Origin of the sequence: Streptomyces sp. NPDC048291 (assembly GCF_043201715.1) — a bacterium.
Lineage (GTDB): Bacteria > Actinomycetota > Actinomycetes > Streptomycetales > Streptomycetaceae > Streptomyces.
Genome location: NZ_JBICZC010000017.1, coordinates 181776 through 204177, shown reverse-complemented (window position 1 = coordinate 204177; position 22402 = coordinate 181776). Strand labels below are relative to the sequence as shown.

Annotated in this window: 21 protein-coding genes; 4 read left to right on the top strand and 17 right to left on the bottom strand. The window is 69.4% G+C overall.

The genetic code is table 11. The annotated features are described in order from the left end of the window. Positions 1–4: 4 nt before the first annotated feature. Genes nuoL through ACGF5O_RS40220 form a run of 12 tightly spaced genes read right to left on the bottom strand, consistent with a single transcriptional unit; the run spans position 5 to position 12606 of the window. The gene (gene nuoL / locus ACGF5O_RS40275; RefSeq protein ID WP_393814894.1) at positions 5–1900 is read right to left on the bottom strand and encodes an NADH-quinone oxidoreductase subunit L; all 1896 of its coding nucleotides are present in this window, start codon (positions 1898–1900) and stop codon (positions 5–7) included. Positions 1901–1914: 14 nt separating this feature from the next. After that, complete coding sequence (gene nuoK, locus ACGF5O_RS40270) at positions 1915–2214, bottom strand: NADH-quinone oxidoreductase subunit NuoK (RefSeq protein WP_046726439.1); 300 nt, start codon at positions 2212–2214, stop codon at positions 1915–1917. Beyond that, a complete protein-coding gene (locus tag ACGF5O_RS40265) occupies positions 2211–3053 on the bottom strand; it encodes an NADH-quinone oxidoreductase subunit J (RefSeq protein ID WP_393814893.1) in 843 nt (280 codons plus the stop codon). The genes nuoK and ACGF5O_RS40265 overlap by 4 nt, the downstream gene beginning before the upstream one ends. Continuing rightward, entirely contained in the window at positions 3050–3658 is a 609-nt protein-coding gene (nuoI, locus tag ACGF5O_RS40260) for an NADH-quinone oxidoreductase subunit NuoI (RefSeq protein ID WP_393814892.1), read from the bottom strand. The genes ACGF5O_RS40265 and nuoI overlap by 4 nt, the downstream gene beginning before the upstream one ends. Continuing rightward, a complete protein-coding gene (nuoH, locus tag ACGF5O_RS40255; RefSeq protein WP_393814891.1) occupies positions 3651–5015 on the bottom strand; it encodes an NADH-quinone oxidoreductase subunit NuoH in 1365 nt (454 codons plus the stop codon). Before nuoH ends, nuoI begins: the two co-directional genes overlap by 8 nt. After that, positions 5012–7516 carry an NADH-quinone oxidoreductase subunit G gene (locus ACGF5O_RS40250; RefSeq protein ID WP_393814890.1) on the bottom strand — a complete coding sequence of 835 codons (2505 nt, stop codon included), beginning with the start codon at positions 7514–7516 and terminating at the stop codon, positions 5012–5014. The genes nuoH and ACGF5O_RS40250 overlap by 4 nt, the downstream gene beginning before the upstream one ends. Next, on the bottom strand, positions 7513–8859 hold the full coding sequence (gene nuoF / locus ACGF5O_RS40245; RefSeq protein WP_393814889.1) for an NADH-quinone oxidoreductase subunit NuoF: 1347 nt from the start codon (positions 8857–8859) through the stop codon (positions 7513–7515). Before nuoF ends, ACGF5O_RS40250 begins: the two co-directional genes overlap by 4 nt. Continuing rightward, positions 8859–9623: an NADH-quinone oxidoreductase subunit NuoE gene (gene nuoE / locus ACGF5O_RS40240; protein WP_393814888.1), complete on the bottom strand. Its 765-nt coding sequence runs from the start codon at positions 9621–9623 to the stop codon at positions 8859–8861. Before nuoE ends, nuoF begins: the two co-directional genes overlap by 1 nt. Beyond that, positions 9620–10942, bottom strand: coding sequence for an NADH-quinone oxidoreductase subunit D (locus tag ACGF5O_RS40235; protein WP_362590745.1), 1323 nt, complete (start codon positions 10940–10942; stop codon positions 9620–9622). The genes nuoE and ACGF5O_RS40235 overlap by 4 nt, the downstream gene beginning before the upstream one ends. Further along, complete coding sequence (locus ACGF5O_RS40230; protein WP_362590748.1) at positions 10939–11682, bottom strand: NADH-quinone oxidoreductase subunit C; 744 nt, start codon at positions 11680–11682, stop codon at positions 10939–10941. The genes ACGF5O_RS40235 and ACGF5O_RS40230 overlap by 4 nt, the downstream gene beginning before the upstream one ends. Continuing rightward, positions 11679–12233, bottom strand: a complete 555-nt coding sequence (locus tag ACGF5O_RS40225; RefSeq protein ID WP_053654534.1) for an NADH-quinone oxidoreductase subunit B family protein — start codon at positions 12231–12233, stop codon at positions 11679–11681. The genes ACGF5O_RS40230 and ACGF5O_RS40225 overlap by 4 nt, the downstream gene beginning before the upstream one ends. Positions 12234–12246: 13 nt before the next feature. Next, the gene (locus ACGF5O_RS40220; RefSeq protein ID WP_007383963.1) at positions 12247–12606 is read right to left on the bottom strand and encodes an NADH-quinone oxidoreductase subunit A; all 360 of its coding nucleotides are present in this window, start codon (positions 12604–12606) and stop codon (positions 12247–12249) included. Between the two features lie 746 nt (positions 12607–13352). On the opposite strand from ACGF5O_RS40220, the gene ACGF5O_RS40215 reads away from it, so the two are divergent. Beyond that, positions 13353–14159, top strand: coding sequence for a C40 family peptidase (locus tag ACGF5O_RS40215; protein WP_393814887.1), 807 nt, complete (start codon positions 13353–13355; stop codon positions 14157–14159). Between the two features lie 275 nt (positions 14160–14434). Continuing rightward, entirely contained in the window at positions 14435–15061 is a 627-nt protein-coding gene (gene def / locus ACGF5O_RS40210) for a peptide deformylase (RefSeq protein WP_393814886.1), read from the top strand. Between the two features lie 6 nt (positions 15062–15067). Here def and ACGF5O_RS40205 read toward each other — a convergent pair whose 3' ends face one another. Further along, positions 15068–16402 (bottom strand): geranylgeranyl reductase family protein, encoded by a 1335-nt coding sequence (locus ACGF5O_RS40205; protein WP_393814885.1) that lies wholly within the window; start codon positions 16400–16402, stop codon positions 15068–15070. Positions 16403–16450: 48 nt separating this feature from the next. On the opposite strand from ACGF5O_RS40205, the gene ACGF5O_RS40200 reads away from it, so the two are divergent. Both ACGF5O_RS40200 and ACGF5O_RS40195 read left to right on the top strand, forming a co-directional pair. Then, positions 16451–16987, top strand: coding sequence for a GNAT family N-acetyltransferase (locus tag ACGF5O_RS40200; RefSeq protein ID WP_393814884.1), 537 nt, complete (start codon positions 16451–16453; stop codon positions 16985–16987). A gap of 110 nt (positions 16988–17097) precedes the next feature. Further along, positions 17098–17406, top strand: a complete 309-nt coding sequence (locus ACGF5O_RS40195; protein ID WP_393814883.1) for a PASTA domain-containing protein — start codon at positions 17098–17100, stop codon at positions 17404–17406. 27 nt (positions 17407–17433) lie between these two features. Here ACGF5O_RS40195 and ACGF5O_RS40190 read toward each other — a convergent pair whose 3' ends face one another. Genes ACGF5O_RS40190 through ACGF5O_RS40175 form a run of 4 tightly spaced genes read right to left on the bottom strand, consistent with a single transcriptional unit; the run spans position 17434 to position 22368 of the window. Beyond that, entirely contained in the window at positions 17434–18129 is a 696-nt protein-coding gene (locus tag ACGF5O_RS40190) for a demethylmenaquinone methyltransferase (RefSeq protein ID WP_093508105.1), read from the bottom strand. Positions 18130–18153: 24 nt separating this feature from the next. After that, positions 18154–19521 (bottom strand): acyltransferase family protein, encoded by a 1368-nt coding sequence (locus ACGF5O_RS40185; RefSeq protein ID WP_393814882.1) that lies wholly within the window; start codon positions 19519–19521, stop codon positions 18154–18156. Further along, positions 19521–21968 (bottom strand): bifunctional polysaccharide deacetylase/glycosyltransferase family 2 protein, encoded by a 2448-nt coding sequence (locus tag ACGF5O_RS40180; RefSeq protein ID WP_393814881.1) that lies wholly within the window; start codon positions 21966–21968, stop codon positions 19521–19523. The genes ACGF5O_RS40185 and ACGF5O_RS40180 overlap by 1 nt, the downstream gene beginning before the upstream one ends. A gap of 22 nt (positions 21969–21990) precedes the next feature. Continuing rightward, positions 21991–22368 (bottom strand): hypothetical protein, encoded by a 378-nt coding sequence (locus tag ACGF5O_RS40175; RefSeq protein ID WP_351708859.1) that lies wholly within the window; start codon positions 22366–22368, stop codon positions 21991–21993. Positions 22369–22402: the final 34 nt, after the last annotated feature.

Below are 22402 nucleotides of genomic sequence, written 5' to 3'. Positions count from 1 at the left end.
GGTATCAGACCGCCCTCATCAGCAGGGTCGCGGCGACCAGGAGGGCAGCGCCGCCGAACATCGAGACCGCGTACGAGCGCGCGTAGCCGTTCTGGAGCTTGCGCAGCCGGCCGGAGAGCCCGCCGAAGCCCGCCGCAGTGCCGTTGACGACGCCGTCGACCAGGGTGTGGTCGACATAGACGAGGGAGCGGGTGAGGTGTTCGCCGCCGCGGACGAGGACGACGTGGTTGAAGTCGTCCTGGAGGAGGTCGCGGCGGGCCGCGCGGGTGAGCAGCGAACCGCGCGGGGCGACGGCGGGGACGGGGCGGCGGCCGTACTGGAGGTAGGCGATGCCGACGCCGATGATCAGGCAGACCATGGTGGCGCCGGTGACGACGCCCGCGCTGATCGGGGAGTCGCCCTCGCTGTGGCCGGTGATCGGCTCCAGCCAGTGCAGGAAGCGGTCGCCGATGCTGAAGAAGCCGCCGGCGAAGACCGAGCCGACCGCCAGGACGATCATCGGGATCGTCATGACCTTCGGGGACTCGTGCGGGTGCGGCTCGTGGCCGTGCTCGTCGGGCTGCCAGCGCTTCTCGCCGAAGAACGTCATCAGCATCACGCGCGTCATGTAGAAGGCGGTGATGGCCGCGCCGACCAGGGCGCAGGTGCCGAGGATCCAGCCCTCGGTGCCGCCCTTGGCGAACGCCGCCTCGATGATCTTGTCCTTGGAGAAGAAGCCGGACAGGCCGGGGAAGCCGATGATGGCGAGGTAGCCGAGGCCGAAGGTGATGAAGGTGACGGGCATGTACGTGCGCAGGCCGCCGTACTTGCGCATGTCGACCTCGTCGTTCATGCCGTGCATGACGGATCCTGCGCCGAGGAAGAGGCCGGCCTTGAAGAAGCCGTGCGTCACCAGGTGCATGATCGCGAAGACGTAGCCGATCGGGCCGAGACCGGCCGCGAGCACCATGTAGCCGATCTGCGACATGGTCGAGCCGGCGAGAGCCTTCTTGATGTCGTCCTTGGCGCAACCGACGATCGCACCGAAGAGGAGGGTGACGGCGCCGACGACGGTGACGACGAGCTGGGCGTCGGGGGCGGCGTTGAAGATCGCTCCGGAGCGGACGATCAGGTACACGCCCGCGGTCACCATGGTCGCCGCGTGGATGAGGGCGGAGACCGGGGTGGGGCCCTCCATGGCGTCCCCGAGCCAGGACTGCAGCGGGACCTGGGCGGACTTGCCGCAGGCGGCGAGCAGCAGCATCAGGCCGATCGCGGTGAGCCTGCCCTCGGAGGCGTCGGTGGCGTGGCCGAGCACCGGGCCGAAGGCGAAGGTGCCGAACGTCGTGAACATCAGCATGATCGCGATGGACAGGCCCATGTCGCCGACGCGGTTGACGATGAAGGCCTTCTTGGCCGCGGTCGCCGCGCTGGGCTTGTGCTGCCAGAAGCCGATCAGCAGGTACGAGGCGAGGCCGACGCCCTCCCAGCCGACGTACAGCAGCAGGTAGTTGTCGGCGAGGACGAGCAGCAGCATCGCCGCGAGGAACAGGTTGAGGTAGCCGAAGAAGCGGCGGCGGCGCTCGTCGTGCTCCATGTACCCGACCGAGTACAGGTGGATGAGGGAGCCGACGCCGGTGATCAGCAGGACGAACGTCATGGACAGCTGGTCGAGGCGGAAGGTGACGTCCGCCTGGAAGCCCTCCACCGGCACCCAGGTGTACAGGTGCTGCATCAGGGTGCGGTGTTCGGGGTTCTTGCCCAGCAGGTCGGCGAAGAGGATGACGCCGAACACGAAGGACGTCGTCGACAGGAGCGTGCCGACCCATTGGCCCACCGCGTCCAGGCGGCGGCCGCCGACCAGGAGGACGACCGCTCCGAGCAGGGGCGCCGCGATCAGCAGCGCGATCAGGTTCTCCACGATTCAGCGACCCCTTACAGCTTCATCAGGCTGGCGTCGTCGACCGAGGCCGAGTGGCGGGTACGGAACAGCGACACGATGATCGCGAGCCCGACCACGACCTCCGCGGCGGCGACGACCATCGTGAAGAAGGCGATGATCTGGCCGTCGAGATTGCCGTGCATCCGGGAGAAGACGACGAACGCGAGGTTGCAGGCGTTCAGCATGAGCTCGATGCACATGAAGACGACGATCGCGTTCCGTCTGATCAGCACACCGGTGGCGCCGATCGTGAACAACAGGGCGGCGAGGTAGAGGTAGTAGACGGGGTTCACTTCGACGCCTCCTCGCTGCGCTTGAAGTGGGCGGGCTCGACCGGGGTCCGCTCCAGCCGTTCCTCGGAGCGCTGTTCCAGGGCGCGCAGGTCGCCGAGCGCCTCGGCGGACACGTCACGGAGCTGGCCGCGGTCGCGGAGCGTCTTGCTGACGGTGAGCTCGGACGGGGTGCCGTCGGGGAGCAGACCGGCGATGTCCACGGCGTTGTGCCGGGCGTAGACGCCGGGGGCGGGCAGCGGCGGCAGGTGCTTGCCGTCGCGGACGCGCTGCTCGGACTGCTCGCGCTGGGTCTTGGCGCGCTCGGTGCGCTCCCGGTGGGTGAGCACCATGGCGCCGATGGCGGCGGTGATGAGCAGGGCGCCGGTGATTTCGAAGGCGAAGACGTACTTGGTGAAGATGAGGGCGGCGAGGCCCTCCACGTTGCCGTTGGCGTTGGCCTGCCCGGTGCCCGCGAAGTTCTTCAGGGAGGCGTTGGCGATGCCCGCGAAGAGCAGGACGCCGAAGCCGACCCCGCAGAGGAGGGCCAGCCAGCGCTGGCCCTTGATGGTCTCCTTCAGGGAGTCGGCGGCGGTCACGCCGACCAGCATCACCACGAAGAGGAACAGCATCATGATCGCGCCGGTGTAGACGACGATCTGGACGATGCCGAGGAAGTAGGCGCCGTTGGCGAGGTAGAACACCGCCAGGATGATCATGGTTCCGGCGAGGGACAGCGCGCTGTGCACGGCCTTCTTCATGAAGACGGTGGACAGGGCGCCGATCACGGCGACGGTGCCGAGGACCCAGAACTGGAAGGCCTCGCCGGTGGAGGTGGCGTAGGCGGCGAGCTGCGGGCTCATGCGTCCACCTCCTGGTCCTGCTCCCCGGGCTGCTCGCCCTTGGAGACGGCCACCTGGCGCACGGTCCCGGGCGCGGCCTCGGTGACCAGGCCCCGGTAGTAGTCCTGCTCGTCGGTCCCCGGGAAGATCGCGTGCGGCGAGTCGACCATGCCCTCTTCGAGGCCGGCGAGGAGCTGTTCCTTGGTGTAGATGAGGTTGGCGCGGCTGCTGTCGGCCAGTTCGAACTCGTTGGTCATCGTCAGCGCGCGCGTGGGGCACGCCTCGATGCACAGGCCGCACAGGATGCAGCGGGCGTAGTTGATCTGGTAGACGCGGCCGTAGCGCTCACCCGGCGAGTAGCGCTCCTCGTCGGTGTTGTCGGCGCCTTCCACGTAGATGGCGTCGGCGGGGCAGGCCCAGGCGCACAGTTCGCAGCCGACGCACTTCTCCAGGCCGTCCGGATGGCGGTTGAGCTGGTGCCGTCCGTGGAACCGCGGGGCCGTGGTCTTCGCCTGTTCCGGGTACTGCTCGGTCAGCCGCTTCTTGAACATGGCCTTGAAGGTCACGCCGAAGCCGGCGACGGGGTTCTGGAAACCGGGCTTGGTCTCCTTGGGCTCCTCAGCCATCGGACGCCTCCTTTCCATCCGCAGGTCCGTCACTGACAGTGTCCGGCCCGCCACTGACAATCAGCTCCCGCTCCCGGCGAGGGGTGCGCCGGGGCACCGGCGGCAGCTCCTGTCCGGGCAGCGGCGGTACGGGGAAGCCGCCCGCCATCGGGTCGAACGCGACCGGTTCGGCGGTCGGCTCCGCGGCCTCCTTGCCCTTGTCGCGGAACATGTCGACGACGAAGGACAGGACCAGCAGGGTGAGGACTCCGCCGCCGACGTAGAGGGCGATGTCGGCGAAGTCGTAGTTCTGGTTGCGCAGGGTCCGCACGGTCGCGACGAGCATCAGCCAGACGACGGAGACCGGGATGAGGACCTTCCAGCCGAGCTTCATCAGCTGGTCGTAGCGCACGCGCGGGAGGGTGCCGCGTACCCAGACGAAGCCGAACAGCAGCAGGACGACCTTGGCGAGGAACCAGAGCATCGGCCACCAGCCGTGGTTGGCGCCCGCCCAGACGGTGCTGATCGGCCAGGGGGCCCGCCAGCCGCCGAGGAACAGGGTGGTCGACACGGCCGAGACCGTCACCATGTTGACGTACTCGGCGAGCATGAACATCGCGAACTTGATCGACGAGTACTCGGTGTTGAAGCCGCCGACCAGGTCGCCCTCGGACTCGGGCATGTCGAACGGGGCGCGGTTGGTCTCGCCGATCATGGTGACGACGTAGATGACGAACGAGACCGGCAGCAGCAGGATGTACCAGCGGCCCTGCTGCTGGTCGACGATCGTGGACGTCGACATCGACCCGGAGTACAGGAACACGGAGGCGAACGCGGCGCCCATGGCGATCTCGTAGGAGATCATCTGGGCGCAGGAGCGCAGGCCGCCGAGGAGCGGGTAGGTGGAGCCGGAGCTCCAGCCGGCGAGGACGATGCCGTAGATGCCGACGGAGGCGACCGCGAGGATGTAGAGCATCGCGATCGGCAGGTCGGTGAGCTGCATCGTGGTGCGGTGGCCGAAGACGGAGATCTCGTTGTCGGCCGGGCCGAACGGGATGACCGCGATGGCCATGAACGCCGGGATGGCCGCGACGATCGGCGCCAGGATGTAGACGGCCTTGTCGGCGCGTTTGACGACGACGTCTTCCTTGAGCATCAGTTTGATGCCGTCGGCGAGCGACTGGAGCATGCCCCAGGGGCCGTGCCGGTTGGGGCCGACGCGCAGCTGCATCCAGGCGACGACCTTGCGCTCCATGACGATGGAGACCAGCACGGTCACCATCAGGAAGGCGAAGCAGAAGACCGCCTTGATGACGACCAGCCACCAGGGGTCGCGGCCGAACATGGAGAGGTCTTCAGCGGCGAGGTACGGGCTCATGCCTCCACCTCCTTGGGTGCCTCACCGGCGGTGGCCGCCGGGCCGATGCGGACGAGGGAGCCGGGCAGCGCCCCGGTGTCGGAGGCGACGCCGCCGCCGGCCGAGTTCAGCGGGAGCCAGACCACGCGGTCGGGCATCTCGGTGATCCGGAGCGGGAGTTCGACGGTGCCGTTGCCCGTGGTGACGGCGATGAGGCCGCCGTTCTCGACGCCCGCCTCGGCGGCGGTCGCCGCGGACACGCGCGCGTGGGCGGCGTGCCGGGTGCCCGCCAGCGCGTCGTCGCCCTCCTGGAGGACGCCCTGGTCGAGGAGGAGCCGGTGCCCGGCGAGCACGGCCTCCCCGGCGGCGGGCCTGGGCAGCGATACCGCCGTCTCCAGCGGTTCGGAGGCCTTGGGTCCGCCCCAGGCACCGAGCCGGTCCAGTTCCGCCCGCGCGGTGCGCAGGTCGGGCAGACCGAGGTGGACGTCCATGGCGTCGGCGAGCATCTGCAGCACGCGCGCGTCGGTGGGCGGGAGCCGCCGGGTCATCTGCTCGGGCTTGAGGGCGGCCTCGAAGAGACGCGCCCTGCCTTCCCAGTTGAGGAAGGTGCCCGCCTTCTCGGCGACCGCGGCGACCGGCAGGACGACGTCGGCGTGTTCGGTGACCTCGCTGGGCCGCAGCTCCAGGGAGACCAGGAAGCCGACGGACTCGAATGCCGCACGCGCGCGTGCCGGGTCGGGCAGGTCGGCGACCTCGACGCCGGCGACCAGCAGCGCGGAGAGTTCGCCGCGGGCGGCGGCCTCGACGATCTGGCCGGTGTCGCGGCCGTAGCGGAGCGGGAGCTCGGAGACGCCCCAGGCGGCGGCGACCTCCTCACGCGCGCGTGGATCGGTGGCCGGACGGCCGCCCGGCAGCAGCGCCGGCAGCGCGCCGGCCTCGATCGCGCCGCGCTCACCGGCCCGGCGAGGGATCCACACCAGCTGGGCGCCGGTGGCGGTGGCGGCCCGTACGGCGGCGGTGAGGCCGCCGGCGACCGCGGCCAGCCGCTCCCCCACGACGATCACCGCGCCGTCGGAGCGCAGTGCCTCGGCGGCCCGGGCACCGGAATCCTCCAGGCCGACGCCGCTCGCGAGCGCGTCCAGCCACTCGGTCTCGGTACCGGGCGCGGCCGGCAGCAGGGTGCCGCCGGTCTTCTCCAGGCCGCGGGTGGCGTAGGTGGCGAGGGAGAACACCTGCTGCTTGTGCTTGCGCCAGGCCTTGCGCAGCCGCAGGAAGACGCCGGGCGCCTCCTCCTCCGACTCGAACCCGACCAGGAGGACGGCGGGCGCCTTCTCCAGGGAGGTGTGGGTGACGCCCGTACCGTCCAGGTCGCGGCCGCGGCCCGCGATCCGTGCGGCCAGGAAGTCGGCCTCCTCGCTGGTGTGCACGCGCGCGCGGAAGTCGATGTCGTTGGTGTCGAGGGCCACGCGCGCGAACTTGCTGTACGCGTAGGCGTCCTCGACGGTGAGCCGGCCGCCGGTGAGGACGGCGGCCCGGGAGCGGGCGGCGGCCAGGCCCTGGGCGGCGGCTTCGAGGGCCTCCGGCCAGGAGGCGGGTTCGAGGACGCCCTGGGCGCCTCGGACCAGCGGGGTCTCCAGGCGGTCCTTCTGCTGCGTGTACCGGAACGCGAAGCGTCCCTTGTCGCAGATCCACTCCTCGTTGACCTCGGGGTCGTTGGCGGCGAGCCGCCGCATGACCTTGCCGCGCCGGTGGTCGGTGCGGGTGGCGCAGCCGCCCGAGCAGTGCTCGCACACCGAAGGCGAGGAGATCAGGTCGAAGGGCCGGGAGCGGAAGCGATACGCCGCCGAGGTCAGCGCGCCGACCGGGCAGATCTGGATGGTGTTCCCGGAGAAGTACGACTCGAACGGGTCGCCCTCGCCGGTGCCGACCTGCTGCAGCGCGCCGCGCTCCAGGAGTTCGATCATCGGGTCGCCCGCGACCTGGTTGGAGAACCGGGTGCAGCGGGCGCACAGCACGCACCGCTCGCGGTCCAGGAGGACCTGGGTGGAGATCGGGACGGGCTTCGCGTAGGTGCGCTTGCGGCCGTCGAAGCGGGACTCGGCGTTGCCGTGCGACATCGCCTGGTTCTGCAGCGGGCACTCGCCGCCCTTGTCGCAGACCGGGCAGTCCAGCGGGTGGTTGATGAGCAGCAGCTCCATCACGCCGTGCTGGGCCTTCTCGGCCACGGGCGAGGTGAGGTGAGTCTTCACCACCATCCCGTCCGTACAGGTGATCGTGCAGGAGGCCATGGGCTTGCGCTGGCCCTCGACCTCGACGATGCACTGCCGGCAGGCGCCGACCGGGTCGAGCAGGGGGTGGTCGCAGAAGCGCGGGATCTCGACGCCGAGCTGCTCGGCGGCGCGGATGACCAGGGTGCCCTTGGGCACGCTGATCTCGATGCCGTCGATCGTCAGCGTGACGAGGTCCTCCGGCGGGACCGCCGCCGTTCCCCCCGAGGAGGGGGAACTCGTGGTCACGGTCATGCGTTCACCTCCGGGCGGTCCGCCCAGGCCGTCGACTTGGCCGGGTCGAAGGGGCAGCCCCGGCCCGTGATGTGCTGTTCGTACTCCTCGCGGAAGTACTTGAGCGAGGAGAAGATCGGGGACGCCGCGCCGTCGCCGAGGGCGCAGAAGGACTTGCCGTTGATGTTGTCGGCGATGTCGTTGAGCTTGTCGAGGTCGGACATCACGCCCTTGCCGTCCTCGATGTCGCGCAGCAGCTGCACGAGCCAGTAGGTGCCTTCGCGGCAGGGGGTGCACTTGCCGCAGGACTCGTGGGCGTAGAACTCGGTCCAGCGGGTGACGGCACGCACCACGCAGGTGGTCTCGTCGAAGCACTGGAGCGCCTTGGTGCCGAGCATGGAACCCGCGGCGCCCACTCCTTCGTAGTCGAGGGGGACGTCGAGGTGCTCGTCGGTGAACATGGGGGTCGAGGAGCCGCCCGGGGTCCAGAACTTCAGGCGGTGGCCGGGCCGCATCCCGCCGCTCATGTCGAGGAGCTGGCGCAGGGTGATGCCGAGCGGTGCCTCGTACTGGCCGGGGCTCGTGACGTGGCCGCTGAGGGAGTAGAGCGTGAAGCCGGGCGACTTCTCGCTCCCCATCGACCTGAACCATTCCTTGCCCTTGTGGAGGATGGCGGGAACCGAGGCGATGGACTCGACGTTGTTCACAACAGTCGGGCAGGCGTAGAGCCCTTCGACAGCAGGGAAGGGGGGACGCAGTCGCGGTTGACCACGGCGGCCTTCGAGCGAGTCGAGCAGTGCGGTCTCCTCACCGCAGATGTACGCGCCGGCGCCGGCGTGCACGGTGAGGGTCAGGTCGAGCCCGCTGCCGAGGATGTTCTCGCCGAGGTAGCCGGCCTCGTAGGCCTCGCGCACGGCCTCGTGCAACCGCCGCAGGACGGGGACGACCTCACCCCGCAGGTAGATGAAGGCATGCGACGACCGGATGGCGTAGCACGCGATCACGATGCCCTCGATGAGGCTGTGCGGGTTGGCGAAGAGAAGCGGGATGTCCTTGCAGGTCCCGGGTTCCGATTCGTCGGCGTTGACAACCAGATAGTGCGGTTTGCCGTCGCCCTGCGGAATGAACTGCCACTTCATCCCGGTGGGGAACCCCGCGCCGCCGCGGCCGCGCAGTCCGGACTCCTTGACGTAGGCGATCAGGTCGTCCGGTGACATGGCGAGCGCCTTGCGGAGCCCCTCGTATCCTTCGTGCCTCCGGTAGACGTCGAGCGTCCAGGACCGGTCCTCGTCCCAGAAGGCCGACAGCACGGGTGCGAGCAGCTTCTCGGGACTGGTGTCCTTCAGGTCGGGTGCCACCGTCATCACTCCCCCTCCTCTGCGGACGGTGCTTCCTGGGATCCCTGGGCGCGTGGATGGACCACGCGTGCGGTCTCGCCCTTGGCCAGGCGCAGGCCCACCAGTGAGGCGGGTCCGGCGCTGCCGCTCTCCTCCACGGCCCCGGGCCGCTCGTCGGGGAAGCCGGCCAGGATCCGCGCGGTCTCCTTGAAGGTGCACAGCCGGGCACCGCGCGTGGGCTCGACGTCCCGGCCCGCGCGCAGGTCGTCGACGAGGCGGGTGGCGCTGGCCGGGGTCTGGTTGTCGAAGAACTCCCAGTTGACCATCACGACGGGCGCGAAGTCGCAGGCCGCGTTGCACTCGATGTGCTCCAGGGTGACCTTGCCGTCGTCGGTGGTCCCGCCGTTGCCGACGCCGAGGTGCTCCTGGAGGGTCTCGAAGATCGCGTCGCCGCCCATGACCGCGCACAGGGTGTTGGTGCAGACCCCGACCTGGTAGTCGCCGGAGGGCTTGCGCCGGTACATGGTGTAGAAGGTGGCGACGGCGGTGACCTCCGCCGTGGTCAGCTCCAGGACGTCCGCGCAGAACTGCATCCCGGTGCGCGTGACGTGCCCTTCCTCCGCCTGCACGAGGTGCAGCAGCGGCAGCAGGGCGGACCTGGAGTCGGGGTAGCGGGCGACGACGTCGCGCGCGTCCGCCTCCAGGCGGGCCCGGACGTCGTCCGGGTAGGCGGGCGCGGGCAGCTCGGGCATGCCCAGGCTGACACCGCGCTCCGAGGAAGAGGTGGTCACCGGTCGACGCCTCCCATCACGGGGTCGATGGACGCCACCGCGACGATGACGTCGGCGACCTGGCCGCCCTCGCACATCGCCGCCATGGCCTGCAGGTTGGTGAAGGACGGGTCGCGGAAGTGGACCCGGTAGGGGCGGGTGCCGCCGTCGGACACGGCGTGCACGCCGAGTTCGCCCTTGGGGGACTCGACGGCCGCGTAGGCCTGGCCGGGCGGGACGCGGAAGCCCTCAGTGACCAGCTTGAAGTGGTGGATCAGGGCCTCCATGGAGGTGCCCATGATCTTCTTGATGTGGTCGAGGGAGTTGCCGAGTCCGTCCGGCCCGAGGGCGAGCTGGGCGGGCCAGGCGATCTTCTTGTCGGCGACCATGACCGGTCCGGGCTGGAGCCGGTCCAGGCACTGCTCGACGATCCCGAGCGACTGGCGCATCTCCTCCAGGCGGACCAGGAAGCGGCCGTAGGCGTCGCAGGTGTCGGCGGTGGGGATCTCGAAGTCGTACGTCTCGTAGCCGCAGTACGGCTGGGCCTTGCGCAGGTCGTGCGGGAGGCCCGCGGAGCGCAGGATCGGGCCGGTGGCACCGAGGGCCATGCAGCCGGCCAGGTCGAGGTAGCCGATGTCCTGCATGCGGGCCTTGAAGATGGGGTTCCCGGTGGCGAGCTTGTCGTACTCCGGGAGGTTCTTGCGCATCTTCTTCACGAACTCGCGGATCTGGTCGACCGCGCCGGGCGGCAGGTCCTGGGCGAGGCCGCCGGGGCGGATGTACGCGTGGTTCATCCGCAGGCCGGTGATGAGCTCGTAGAGATCGAGAATCATTTCACGATCACGGAAGCCGTAGATCATGATCGTGGTGGCGCCGAGTTCCATGCCGCCGGTGGCGATGCACACCAGGTGGGAGGAGAGCCGGTTCAGCTCCATCAGGAGCACCCGGATGATGTCGGCGCGCTCGCTGATCTGATCCTCGATGCCGAGGAGTTTCTCGACGGCGAGACAGTAGGCGGTCTCGTTGAAGAAGGACGTCAGGTAGTCCATGCGCGTCACGAACGTGGTGCCCTGCGTCCACGTGCGGAACTCGAGGTTCTTCTCGATGCCGGTGTGGAGGTAGCCGATGCCGCAGCGGGCCTCGGTGACGGTCTCGCCGTCGATCTCCAGGATGAGGCGGAGCACTCCATGGGTGGACGGGTGCTGGGGACCCATGTTGACGACGATGCGTTCGTCGTCGGCGCGGGCCGCGGACTGGACGACCTCGTCCCAGTCGCCGCCGGTGACCGTGTATACGGTGCCCTCGGTGGTCTCCCGCGGAGTTGCGTGCTGCGTGCTCATGAGTACGACCTCCGCTGGTCCGGAGCCGGGATCTGGGCGCCCTTGTACTCGACGGGGATGCCGCCGAGGGGGTAGTCCTTGCGCTGCGGATGGCCCTGCCAGTCGTCCGGCATCATGATCCGCGTCAGCGCCGGGTGACCGTCGAAGACGATTCCGAAGAAGTCGTAGGTCTCGCGCTCGTGCCAGTCGTTGGTCGGATAGACGGAGACCAGGGACGGGATGTGCGGGTCGGCGTCCGGGGCGCTGACCTCCAGGCGGATCAGCCGGTTGTGGGTGATGGAGCGCAGGTGGTAGACGGCGTGCAGCTCGCGGCCCTTGTCGTGCAGGTAGTGGACGCCGCTGACGCCGGTGCACAGTTCGAAGCGCAGGGCGGGGTCGTCACGCAGGGTGCGGGCGACGCGCGGCAGGTGCTCGCGTTCGACGTGGAAGGTGAGCTCGCCGCGGTCGACGACCGTCTTCTCGATGGCGTTGTCCGGGAGCAGTCCCTGTTCCTCCAGGGCGCCTTCCAGTTCGTCGGCGACCTCGTCGAACCAGCCGCCGTAGGGGCGGGTCGCCGGTCCCGGGAGCCGGACCGAGCGGACCAGGCCGCCGTAGCCGGAGGTGTCGCCACCGTTGTTCGCGCCGAACATGCCGCGCTGGACGCGGATCTCCTCACCGCCCTGGCCGCGCTGGCCGGGGAGGTTGTCGGCGGCGAGGTCCTTCTCCGGGTTGACCCCGTTGTGGCCGTTCGCGTCGCTCACCGCAGCAGCCCCTTCATCTCGATCGTGGGCAGGGCCTTGAGCGCCGCCTCCTCCGCCTCCCGGGCCGCTTCCTTCGCGTTGACGCCGAGCTTGGAGGTCTGGATCTTCTGGTGGAGCTTGAGGATCGCGTCCATCAGCATCTCGGGGCGCGGCGGGCAGCCCGGCAGGTAGATGTCGACGGGGACGATGTGGTCGACGCCCTGGACGATCGCGTAGTTGTTGAACATGCCGCCCGAGGACGCGCAGACGCCCATGGAGATCACCCACTTCGGGTTGGGCATCTGGTCGTAGACCTGCCTGAGCACCGGCGCCATCTTCTGGCTGACCCGGCCGGCGACGATCATGAGGTCGGCCTGGCGGGGTGAGCCGCGGAAGACCTCCATGCCGAAGCGGGCCAGGTCGTAGCGGCCGGCGCCGGTCGTCATCATCTCGATGGCGCAGCACGCGAGGCCGAAGGTGGCGGGGAAGACGGACGCCTTGCGCACCCAGCCCGCGGCCTGCTCGACGGTGGTCAGCAGGAATCCGCTCGGCAGCTTTTCTTCGAGTCCCATGTCTAAAGGCCCCTCAGTCCCATTCCAGGCCGCCGCGCCGCCAGACGTACGCGTAGGCGACGAAGACGGTGAGCACGAAGAGCAGCATCTCCACGAGCCCGAAAACACCCAGGGCGTCGAAGGTGACGGCCCAGGGGTAGAGGAAGACGATCTCGATGTCGAAGACGATGAAGAGCATCGCCGTCAGGTAGTACTTGATCGGGAAACGCCCGCCGCCGGCCGGCGTGGGGGTCGGCTCGATACCGCACTCGTAGGCTTCGAGCTTGGCGCGGTTGTACCGCTTCGGACCGATCAGCGTGGCCATGACCACGGAGAAGATCGCAAAGCCTGCCCCGAGGGCTCCCAGTACGAGGATGGGCGCATAGGCGTTCACCGCTCCTCGCTCCTCTCAGTCGGCACTGACTGGTGGCGGTTCGGATCGGGCTCCCCACCTGCCTCGTCCGTCCCGCGAACCCCGCGCGTCCCGGGCGAAGATCGCGAACATGTGAAGCAGGTCACAAGCCCAACTGCCTCGCATCTTATGCCCGCCACTCTGTGATCTGCGACACGGGGTATTACACAAGCTTTGTGATCTCCACCACCTGACGATCGATCATGAAGTCGGATGAGCGGTGATCTTCACACACGAAGCGTTCGCTTGATCACCAGACGTGACATTTTCGACCGTCTTCGCAGACGGGAGGGGGTTTCGAGCGGGCGTCTCCATATCAAGAGGGTTCCCCTGCATGCAAATTCGCGATGGACCGGACGCCTTGATAGTGCGCCGCATTCACACATCAGAGGGAGGCGTGAGGGGTGATGTGGACGCGTGCACGCGTTCACGAACCCGGGACGCGCGAGACGCACCCCCACCGGTAACCGTTCCGTGACCTCCGCCACATTCATGAGAGGCGTCTGAGAGCGGGGCTTGGCCAACCATCCGAACCGATGGTAGGCGGGGGGCAATCCGGACGTAACAGCGAAAGAGCGTGATCACGGGCTTGATCACAGGCGTCCGCAATGTCCGTTACGGCGTCAATAAAGAATGACGCGCGAGGGATTCACCGGCTCCATTGAGCAACTGTGGCGCAGCACACGTTTCTTGTAGATATGAAGGAGCCCCTGATACCGGTTGTTCCCATGTCCCACACCGCTCACATACGCAGCCACCGGAAGCCCCGCCGCAGCGCGACGACAAGCATCGCCGTGCGCGCCGGAGTTGCCAGTGGCGTCCTCGGCATGGCAGCGGCGGGCGCGGCCTCGGCGAGTGCCGCCGAACCCGTGACGCAGACGCTCGAACTGCCCACTCTGACGGCCGACCTGGCCACCCAGGTGGCCCAGTCCGCCGACGCCACGCAGCAGGCCGCGGCGAACTACACCCTCCAGGCCGAGCGCGACGCGGCAGCCGCAAATGCCGCGAAGCAGGCCAAGGCGGACCTCGCCGAGGCGAAGCAGAAGGCCGAGGCCAAGAAGAAGAAGGCCGAGGAGGCCCGTAAGGCCGCCGCAGAGCGCGCCGCTTCGCGCAGCGCCGAGCGGACCACCCTCAGCGCCACCGCGAGCTCCAGCAGCTCCACGAGCACGTCCACGGCGACCGGTTCGGCCGCCGCTGTGGTCGCCTTCGTGAAGGCGCAGATCGGCGACGCCTACGTCTCCGGCGGCACGGGCCCCAACTCGTGGGACTGCTCGGGTCTCGTCCAGGCCGCCTTCAAGTCGGTCGGCGTCAGCCTGCCGCGCGTCTCCCAGGACCAGTCGACGCAGGGCACCCAGGTCTCGCTGAGCAACCTCCAGCCCGGCGACATCCTCTACTGGGGCAGCGCCGGCAGCGCGTACCACGTGGCGGTGTACGTGGGCGACGGCATGTTCGTCGGCGCGCAGAACCCCTCCAGCGGCGTCGGTGAGCACCCGCTGTCGTACGACCCGCCGACCGGCGCGGTGCGGGTGCTCTGACAACCCGGGCAACAAGGACAACTCAGGCATCACGCAAGCACGGTAGGGCCGCAGCCGCTCGGGGGCAGCGGCCCTTCCGGCGTTCCCGCCACGCCCCGGATCACCCCGCCACGGATCGCCACTCCGTGCGCCGCTCTCCCTCCGGTTGTCCACAGGCCGCAGGCCGCCACGGGGGTTTTCCACAGGCTCGCCCGTGATCCGGTGACTCCTGGGATGCTCGGTGCACGCCGCTCGTACGGAGCGGCGGACCCGAGATCCGAGAAGGAGACACCGCGATGCCACGCGTCTTCGTCCAGGGAAGCCCCATGGACCACTACCCCCGGCACGCCCCCGAGGCCCGGCGCGGTTCGGTGCGCCGGATCACCGAGACCGGCGAGGACGTCCTGCACAAGCCGTGCCGGGACGTCACCGAGTTCGGTCCCGACCTCGCCGCGCTCGTCGACGACATGTTCCTCACCATGTACATCGCCGAGGGAGCCGGCCTCGCCGCGAACCAAGTCGGGGTCGATCTGCGCCTGTTCGTGTACGACTGCCTCGACGACGACGGTGTCCGACATGTCGGGCACATCGTCAACCCCGTACTGGAGACACCGACCCTGGCCGGACGGCGACTGCTGGAGGAGGGCGAGGGGTGCCTGTCGGTGCCGGGTGCCGTGATGGACGTACCGCGGCCGGACCGGGCGGTCGTGCACGGACGGGACAAGGACGGCAATCCGCTCACCGTAGAGGGAACGGGGTATTTCGCCCGCTGTCTGGCGCACGAGACCGACCATGTGAACGGGCGCGTGTATCTCGACCGGCTCTCCAAGCGGGAGCGGAAGGAAGCGCTGCGGCAGATGACGGACCGGCGGGAGGACGTCTACGCCCGCCGGGCCGCCAACATCGAGGCGATCGGCTCCTAGGAGCGGTCAGGCCTTCGGGGCCGCCTTGCTCAGGCCGTTGATGATGCGGTCCATCGCGTCGCCGCCGGTCGGGTCGGTGAGGTTCGCGAGGAGCTTCAGGGTGAACTTCATCAGCAGCGGGTGGGTCAGGCCGCGCTGGGCGGCGATCTGCATGACCTTCGGGTTGCCGATGAGCTTCACGAAGGCGCGGCCCAGCGTGTAGTAGCCGCCGTAGGTGTCCTTGAGGACGCGCGGGTAGCGCTGCAGGGCCAGCTCACGGCCGCTGGGCGTGGCCCGCGCGTGGGCCTGGACGATGACGTCGGCGGCGATCTGGCCGGACTCCATGGCGTAGGCGATGCCCTCGCCGTTGAAGGGGTTCACCAGGCCGCCGGCGTCGCCGACCAGGAGCAGGCCGCGGGTGTAGTGGGGCTGCCGGTTGAAGGCCATGGGGAGCGCGGCGCCGCGGATCGGGCCGGTCATGTTCTCGGGGGTGTAGCCCCAGTCCTCGGGCATGGAGGCGCACCAGGCCTTGAGGACCTCGCGCCAGTCCAGTTCCTTGAAGGAGTCGGAGGTGTTCAGGACGCCGAGACCCACGTTGGAGGTGCCGTCTCCCATGCCGAAGATCCAGCCGTAGCCGGGCAGCAGGCGGTCCTGGGGGCCGCGGCGGTCCCAGAGTTCCAGCCAGGACTCCAGGTAGTCGTCCTCGTGCCGGGGGGAGGTGAAGTAGGTCCGGACGGCCACGCCCATCGGGCGGTCCTCGCGGCGGTGCAGGCCCATCGCGAGGGAGAGCCGGGTGGAGTTGCCGTCGGCGGCCACGACCAGGGGCGCGTGGAAGGTGACTTCGCGCTTCTCCTCGCCGAGCTTGGCGTGCACTCCGGTGATCCGGCCGGTGCGGTCGTCGACGATCGGGGCGCCGACGTTGCACCGCTCGAACAACCGCGCACCCGCCTTCTGGGCCTGGCGGGCGAGCTGTTCGTCGAAGTCGTCGCGTTTGCGGACCAGGCCGTAGTCGGGGAAGGAGGCGAGATCCGGCCAGTCGAGCTGGAGGCGGGTGCCGCCGCCGATGATGCGCAGGCCCTTGTTGCGCAGCCAGCCGGCCTCCTCGGAGATGTCGACCCCCATGGCCACCAGCTGTTTCACCGCGCGCGGGGTGAGTCCGTCGCCGCACACCTTCTCGCGCGGGAACTCGGTCTTCTCCAGCAGGAGGACGTCGAGGCCGGACTTGGCGAGGTGGTACGCCGTCGTGGAGCCGGCTGGCCCCGCGCCGACGACGATGACATCGGCGGTGTTTTCGGAGAGGGGCTCGGTCACGGCAGGGTCTCCCCAAGGCTCGAAATCTGCGTGCCGACCGGCACGGGACATGGGCAGTCTATTCAGCGGTACTGATCACCCGGCTGAAGGGCTGCCCCTGTGAACCGAGCTCTCCCCGCGGTACGGCTGCGTGTACCCACGCACGAGGACGCGTTCGCCTGGCACCGGGTCTTCGACGACCCGGAGGTCATGGAGTTCCACGGCGGCAGCTCCGCCGAGCTGTCCGTCTACGAGGAGCTCACCGCGCGCCAGCGCCGGCACGACGCCGAGCTCGGCTTCTGCCTGTGGACGATGACCGACGAGGCCGGGCAGGTCATCGGGTTCACCGGCGCCCAGCCGTGGCCGCGGCAGTGGGGTCCCCGGGGGGAGATCGAGATCGGCTGGCGGCTCGGACGGGAGTACTGGGGCAAGGGGTACGCGACGGCGGCGGCGCTGATGACGGTGGAGCGGCTGCGGGCGGCGGGGGTGCCGCAGGTGGTGGCGATGGTGCGGCCGGGCAACGAGCGGTCCGTCGCGGTCACCCGGCGCCTCGGGATGGAACCGGCCGGGACCTTCCCGCACCCGCGGCTCCCGGAGGAGGCGCTCTGCTTCCGGCTCGACCTGCGGGGCGACGGCGCGCACGGTTACACAGAGTAACGATCTGTTACAGAAAGACACTTGGCGCTTCCGGGCGCCCTGTGCCACGGGTTACTCTTCCAGTACCGCTGGGGGTGACATCTGTGCATATAACACCCAAAACACCCGAAGTGCGTGTGCCACGGCTGGTCGGGCTGATGGCCGTGGACGCGCGCGAGACCGCCCGGTCTCAGGGTCTGTTCCTGAACGCGCCGGACCGGCCGGACTTCCATCTCGCGGTCGTCGACTACATCGTGCGCCAGTTCCCGCAGCCCGGTGCCGAGGTGCCGCGGGACTCGATGGTGTACGTGTGGTTCGACTTCGGCGAGGGCGAGGGCGGCGGGGGCGTGCGCGAGCCACGCATCCCACGACCGCCCACGGGCGGACTGCAACGGGAGCTGGACCAGCCCGGGGACGCCTTCGAGGTGAGCAGCCTGTGAGTCGGCGGCCGGGTCCCCGGTCGGGACTCAGGCCTCCTTGAAGCCCCGGTGCAGGGCGACGATCCCGCCGGTGAGGTTGCGCCAGGCCACCTTCGACCAGCCCGCCGCGCGCAGCCGGCCGGCCAGCGCGGGCTGGTCGGGCCAGGCGCGGATGGACTCGGCGAGGTAGACGTAGGCGTCCGGGTTGGAGGAGACCGCGCGGGCGACCGGCGGCAGGGCACGCATCAGGTACTCGGTGTAGACGGTCCGGAAGGGCGCCCAGGTCGGGTGCGAGAACTCGCAGATCACGACCCGCCCGCCGGGCCGTGTCACCCGGTACATCTCGCGCAGGGCCGCGTCGGTGTCCTGGACGTTGCGCAGCCCGAAGGAGATCGTCACGGCGTCGAAGGTGTCGTCGCCGAACGGCAGCCGGGTGGCGTCCCCGGCGGTGAAGGGCATCCAGGCGTTGCGCCGCTTGCCGACCTGGAGCATCCCGAGGGAGAAGTCGCAGGGCACGACGTAGGCGCCGGCCCTGACGAACGGCTGGGAGGAGGTGCCCGTGCCGGCCGCCAGGTCCAGGATCTTCTGCGCGGGGCGCGCGTCGACCGCCCGGGCGACCTCCTTCCGCCACTGCCGGTCCTGGCCGAGCGACAGCACGTCGTTGGTCAGGTCGTACCGTTCCGCCACGTCGTCGAACATCGAGGCGACTTCGTGCGGCTGCTTGTTCAGGGAGGCGCGGGTCACGCTCGCCATTCTTGCAGCACGCCCTCAGGGGAGGAGCTTCGGCTTCTTCTTCGCGGCCACGTCCTCCACCCAGCCGCACGCCACGACGAACACCGCGATCAGGATCCAGCCGACGCCGAACATGAACCACTGGCTGTCCAGCGGGAGCCACTTCTCGAACGCGGGCACGTTCCACATCTGGTCGATCAGCGGGACCGCGAGGACCAGCGCGATCTCGTGCCAGAGGTAGATCGTCACCGCGCGCGCGTTGAAGATCGTGACCGTCCGGTCGGCCTTCCTGTACCGGGTCAGCCAGGCGAAGTCGATCTTGAAGTAGGCCTTCGCCCACATCAGCAGCATCACGAACCCGGCCGACCAGAAGGCCTGCGCGAGGGGGTTCTCGTCCAGGTCGTAGGTGCCGAAGTCGGCCTGGTGCGAGAAGGCGTACCAGCCGCCGTAGCCGACGGCCGCGAGCGAGCCGACGACGACCAGGGCCGGCTTCATCCGCTGGAGCACGCCGTCGCGGTGCGCGAAGCCGAGGATCCAGCAGAAGAGGTACGTCGACAGGTCCCACAGGGCGGAGCCGAAGCGGTTGTCGGGGCCGGCCCAGACGAAGTTCAGGACCAGGATCGGGGCCAGCGACGCCAGGAGCACCGGGATCGGGGCCTTGCGGAAGATCCACAGCAGGGCCGGGGAGAGGAGGACGAACCAGAGGTAGGTGCGGAGGTACCAGAGGATCTCCCAGGCCTGCTCGCCCCACGCGTTGCCCGGCGGGTCGCCGAGCGGGACGACCCAGTAGACGATCTGCCAGCCCGGCATCCAGTCGTGGATCAGCATCGCGAGGACGACGAAGAAGCCCCAGAACCAGAAGGGCGGGAGGAGGCGCCGCAGGCGGCTCTTGACCACCTTGAGCGCGGGGCGCTCCAGGGACTTCGCCATGAGGGTGCCGGCGAGGCCGAACATGATGCCCATGGAGGGGAAGACCATGCCGCACCAGGCCCAGCCGAAGGTGTGGTAGGTGACGACGCGGATGAGGGCGACGGCGCGGAGGGTGTCGAAGTAGCGGTCCCTTGCGGGGGGCTTGGGCCGGGGGTCCGGGTCGGCGTCCTTGGCGTCCGTTGTCTCGGTACCCGGAGTTGTCGGCTGTGCCCACCCGTTCCGCCGTGCGGAACGATTGCCCACAGCGGTGGCGGTAGCGGTGGCGGCGCCAGCGGCAGTTGAGTCCGGTTGCGGCTCCGGCTCCGGCTCCACCAGGGGCAGGGGGGCCGTCTGGTCGGGTGCCGGGGGGTAGGTGTAGTCGGGGTACGGCTGCTGTACGTACTGCTGCTGGTTGCCGTACGGGGTGTGGTCGTAGCCGTTGTAGCCCTGCTGGTACGGGTTCTGCTGGTACGGGTTCTGCTGGTCCCAGGTCATCAGCCGCTCACCCCCGCCGGGGTGCCGACCTCGCCGGTGCGCTTGAGTTTCTGCCAGCGCAGGCGGCCGCCGGTGAGGGCGGTGATGCAGGAGTGGATGAGGACGAGGTACATCATCTGGCGGTAGGCCAGTTGCTGCAGCGGCATCATCGCGAGGTAGCGGTACTTCTCCTTGTCGAGGCGGAACGCGTAGGCGGCGCAGGCCAGTTGGATGCCGAGGACGGCGAGCCAGGCGAGCAGGGCCGCCTCGAAGTCGACGAAGATCATGGAGTAGACCGTGAAGACGTCGATCAGCGGGGCGAAGACCGGGGTGACGATCTGGAAGAGGACGACCAGGGGCATGCCGACGCGGCCGAAGCGGCCCGACGGGCCCTTGTCCGTCAGGGACTTGCGGTGCTTCCAGAGGGCCTGCATGGTGCCGTAGGACCAGCGGTAGCGCTGGGACCACAGCTGCTTCAGCGAACCGGGCGCCTCCGTCCAGGCCTTGGCGTGCTCCTGGTAGACGACCCGCCAGCCGGCGCGGTGCATGGCGATGGTGATGTCGGTGTCCTCGGCGAGGGTGTCCTCGCTCATGCCGCCGACCCCGAGGACCGCGTCGCGGCGGAACGCGCCGATCGCGCCCGGGATGGTGGGCATGCAGCGCAGCAGGTCGTACATGCGCCGGTCGAGGTTGAAGCCCATCACGTACTCGATGTGCTGCCAGGCCCCGATGACCGTGTTGCGGTTGCCGACCTTCGCGTTGCCGGCGACCGCGCCGACCTCGGGGTCGGCGAACGGCTGCACGAGGTGCCGTACCGTCTCCGGCTCGAAGACCGTGTCGCCGTCCATCATCACGACGATGTCGTAACTGGCGTTGCGCACGCCGTTGTTGAGGGCGGCCGGCTTGCCTGCGTTCTCCTGGCGGATGACGCGGACGTTGTGCATGCCGAGCTTGTCGGCGGCGGCGCGGGCGATCTCCGAGGTGCCGTCCGTGGAACCGTCGTCGACGACGATGACCTCGATCGGGTGGGTGCTCTGCGCCAGCGACTCCAGGGTGTTGGCGATGCACTCCTTCTCGTTGTACGCCGGGACGATCACGCTCACCGGCCGGGTGACCGTCGGACCCCAGCTGAACCGGCGCTTGTTGCGCTGTCTGTAGTGGCGGCGGGCGATGAGCAGCATCATCCCGAAGCGGCCCATCACCGCCACGCCGACGACGAACAGCAGGCCGGACAGGAGCGGCAGGGCCCACTCGGCTATCGCGACCGCCACGATGAGGGCCTTGCCCTCGTAGAGGGTCATACCGCCGGCCGTGCGGTGGGCGGCCTGGAGGCGGGAGACGGTGGTGGTGCGGGTGCCACTACCGGTACCGCTCCCCGTGCCGCTTTCGGGGGCGGTGCCGCCCTCGCCGTTCGGGCCGGTGCCGGTGCCGTTCGGGGCGGTGCCGCCGGACTGGGAACCCGTGCCGGTGCCCGTGCCGCTGCCGGTGCCCGTGCCGGTTCCGGCCACGCCGGCCTCGGTGACCCCGGTGCCGGTCTGGGTGTTCGAGCCGGTGCCGGCGGAGGCGGCCTGCTGGCCCGACGCGGTGTTCCGCTTCTCGATGACACCGCTGACGGTGGTGAAGGTGTAGCCCTTTGCCTTCATCTTCTTGATGTACTGCGGCAGTGCCTTGATCGTCTGCGAGCGCTCGCCGCCGGCGTCGTGGAAGAGGACGGCCGCGCCCTTGGTACCGCTGGGCGTGGCCCACTTGACGATCTTCGAGACGCCAGGCTTCTTCCAGTCGTCGCTGTCGGTGTCGACGAAGACGCTGGTGTAGCCCTCCTTGCCGAGCTTCTTGTAGACCGGCCAGCTGTAGTTGTCGATGGCGTCCGTCTCGGAGGAGTACGGCGCGCGGAAGAGGGTCGTGGTGATCCCGGCCGCGCCCGCGAGCGCGAGCTGGGTCTGCTGCATCTCGCGGTTGACCCGGGCGTCGCTCTGGTACGACAGGTCGACGTGGGTGAAGGTGTGGATGCCGACCTCGTTGCCCTGCTGGACCATCGTCTTCACGATGCTCGGGTAGCGCGACACCATCGAGCCGACCAGGAAGAACGTGGCGGGCACGTCGTACTGCTCGAGGATCTTGAGGACCTGCGGGGTGTACGTCGGGTTCGGGCCGTCGTCGAAGGTGAGCGCGATGGTCTTGGAGGGGACCGAGACGGTGCTCGCCTGCCCGCCCCGGAAGGTGAGGATCGGGCCGCCGTCGAGGACCTTGTCCGGCACCTTGCTGGAGCTGGCGCCGGTGCGGACCCGCTGGTCGCCGCCGACCTCTGCGCGCAGATAGCCGTCGAGCAGCATCACGCAGGTCAGCGCCAGCAGAAGCAGCAGGGCGAGGATGACACGTGGTTTCTGCAGCGCCGCGGCCCGGCCCGCCGCCCGCTCGATGCGGGAGGGGGCGCGCCTGCGGCCGCGTGCGGACGTCGGAGTAGTCATGGGGAGAGGCCTGCGTTCCCGGTCAGTCGGCGGTGGCGGATGCGGAGGCGGACGGGGTGGCGGTCGCCGAGGGCGGTGCCGAGGGGCGACCGCTCGGCAGGCCGGCCTGGCGGCCGATGCCGCCCTGCGGGCGCTCGCCGCCGGGGGCGTTGCCGGCGCGCGCGAAGTCGGGGATCAGGGAGTCCGGGGTGAGCGAGGTTCCCCAGCCCATGAAGGCGGCGCCGAGCACTCCGGTGTAGGCGAGGCAGACGACGCCGAGGAGGAGGCCGACACGCCGCAGCACCTTGGAGCGGCGCCCGGAGGAGTCGACGAAGACGGGCCCCTCGGCAGACCCGTTGCCTTGTTTGCGGCGGCGACCACGCCCCGCGGCGCGGCTTTCGATGGCAGGCTCGGATTGCATTCCACAGATATTAGGGAGTCTTTATGTGACCGCC

Coding starts and splice junctions, on each gene's coding strand:
- nuoI (WP_393814892.1), bottom strand. CDS start 3,658: ATGGCTGAGGAGCCCAAGGAGACCAAGCCCGGTTTCCAGAACCCCGTC.
- ACGF5O_RS40175 (WP_351708859.1), bottom strand. CDS start 22,368: ATGCAATCCGAGCCTGCCATCGAAAGCCGCGCCGCGGGGCGTGGTCGC.
- ACGF5O_RS40180 (WP_393814881.1), bottom strand. CDS start 21,968: ATGACTACTCCGACGTCCGCACGCGGCCGCAGGCGCGCCCCCTCCCGC.
- def (WP_393814886.1), top strand. CDS start 14,435: ATGCCACGCGTCTTCGTCCAGGGAAGCCCCATGGACCACTACCCCCGG.
- ACGF5O_RS40225 (WP_053654534.1), bottom strand. CDS start 12,233: ATGGGACTCGAAGAAAAGCTGCCGAGCGGATTCCTGCTGACCACCGTC.
- ACGF5O_RS40185 (WP_393814882.1), bottom strand. CDS start 19,521: ATGACCTGGGACCAGCAGAACCCGTACCAGCAGAACCCGTACCAGCAG.
- ACGF5O_RS40250 (WP_393814890.1), bottom strand. CDS start 7,516: ATGACCGTGACCACGAGTTCCCCCTCCTCGGGGGGAACGGCGGCGGTC.
- ACGF5O_RS40205 (WP_393814885.1), bottom strand. CDS start 16,402: ATGTCCCGTGCCGGTCGGCACGCAGATTTCGAGCCTTGGGGAGACCCT.
- ACGF5O_RS40215 (WP_393814887.1), top strand. CDS start 13,353: ATGTCCCACACCGCTCACATACGCAGCCACCGGAAGCCCCGCCGCAGC.
- nuoF (WP_393814889.1), bottom strand. CDS start 8,859: ATGACGGTGGCACCCGACCTGAAGGACACCAGTCCCGAGAAGCTGCTC.
- ACGF5O_RS40265 (WP_393814893.1), bottom strand. CDS start 3,053: ATGAGCCCGCAGCTCGCCGCCTACGCCACCTCCACCGGCGAGGCCTTC.
- ACGF5O_RS40235 (WP_362590745.1), bottom strand. CDS start 10,942: ATGAGCACGCAGCACGCAACTCCGCGGGAGACCACCGAGGGCACCGTA.
- nuoH (WP_393814891.1), bottom strand. CDS start 5,015: ATGAGCCCGTACCTCGCCGCTGAAGACCTCTCCATGTTCGGCCGCGAC.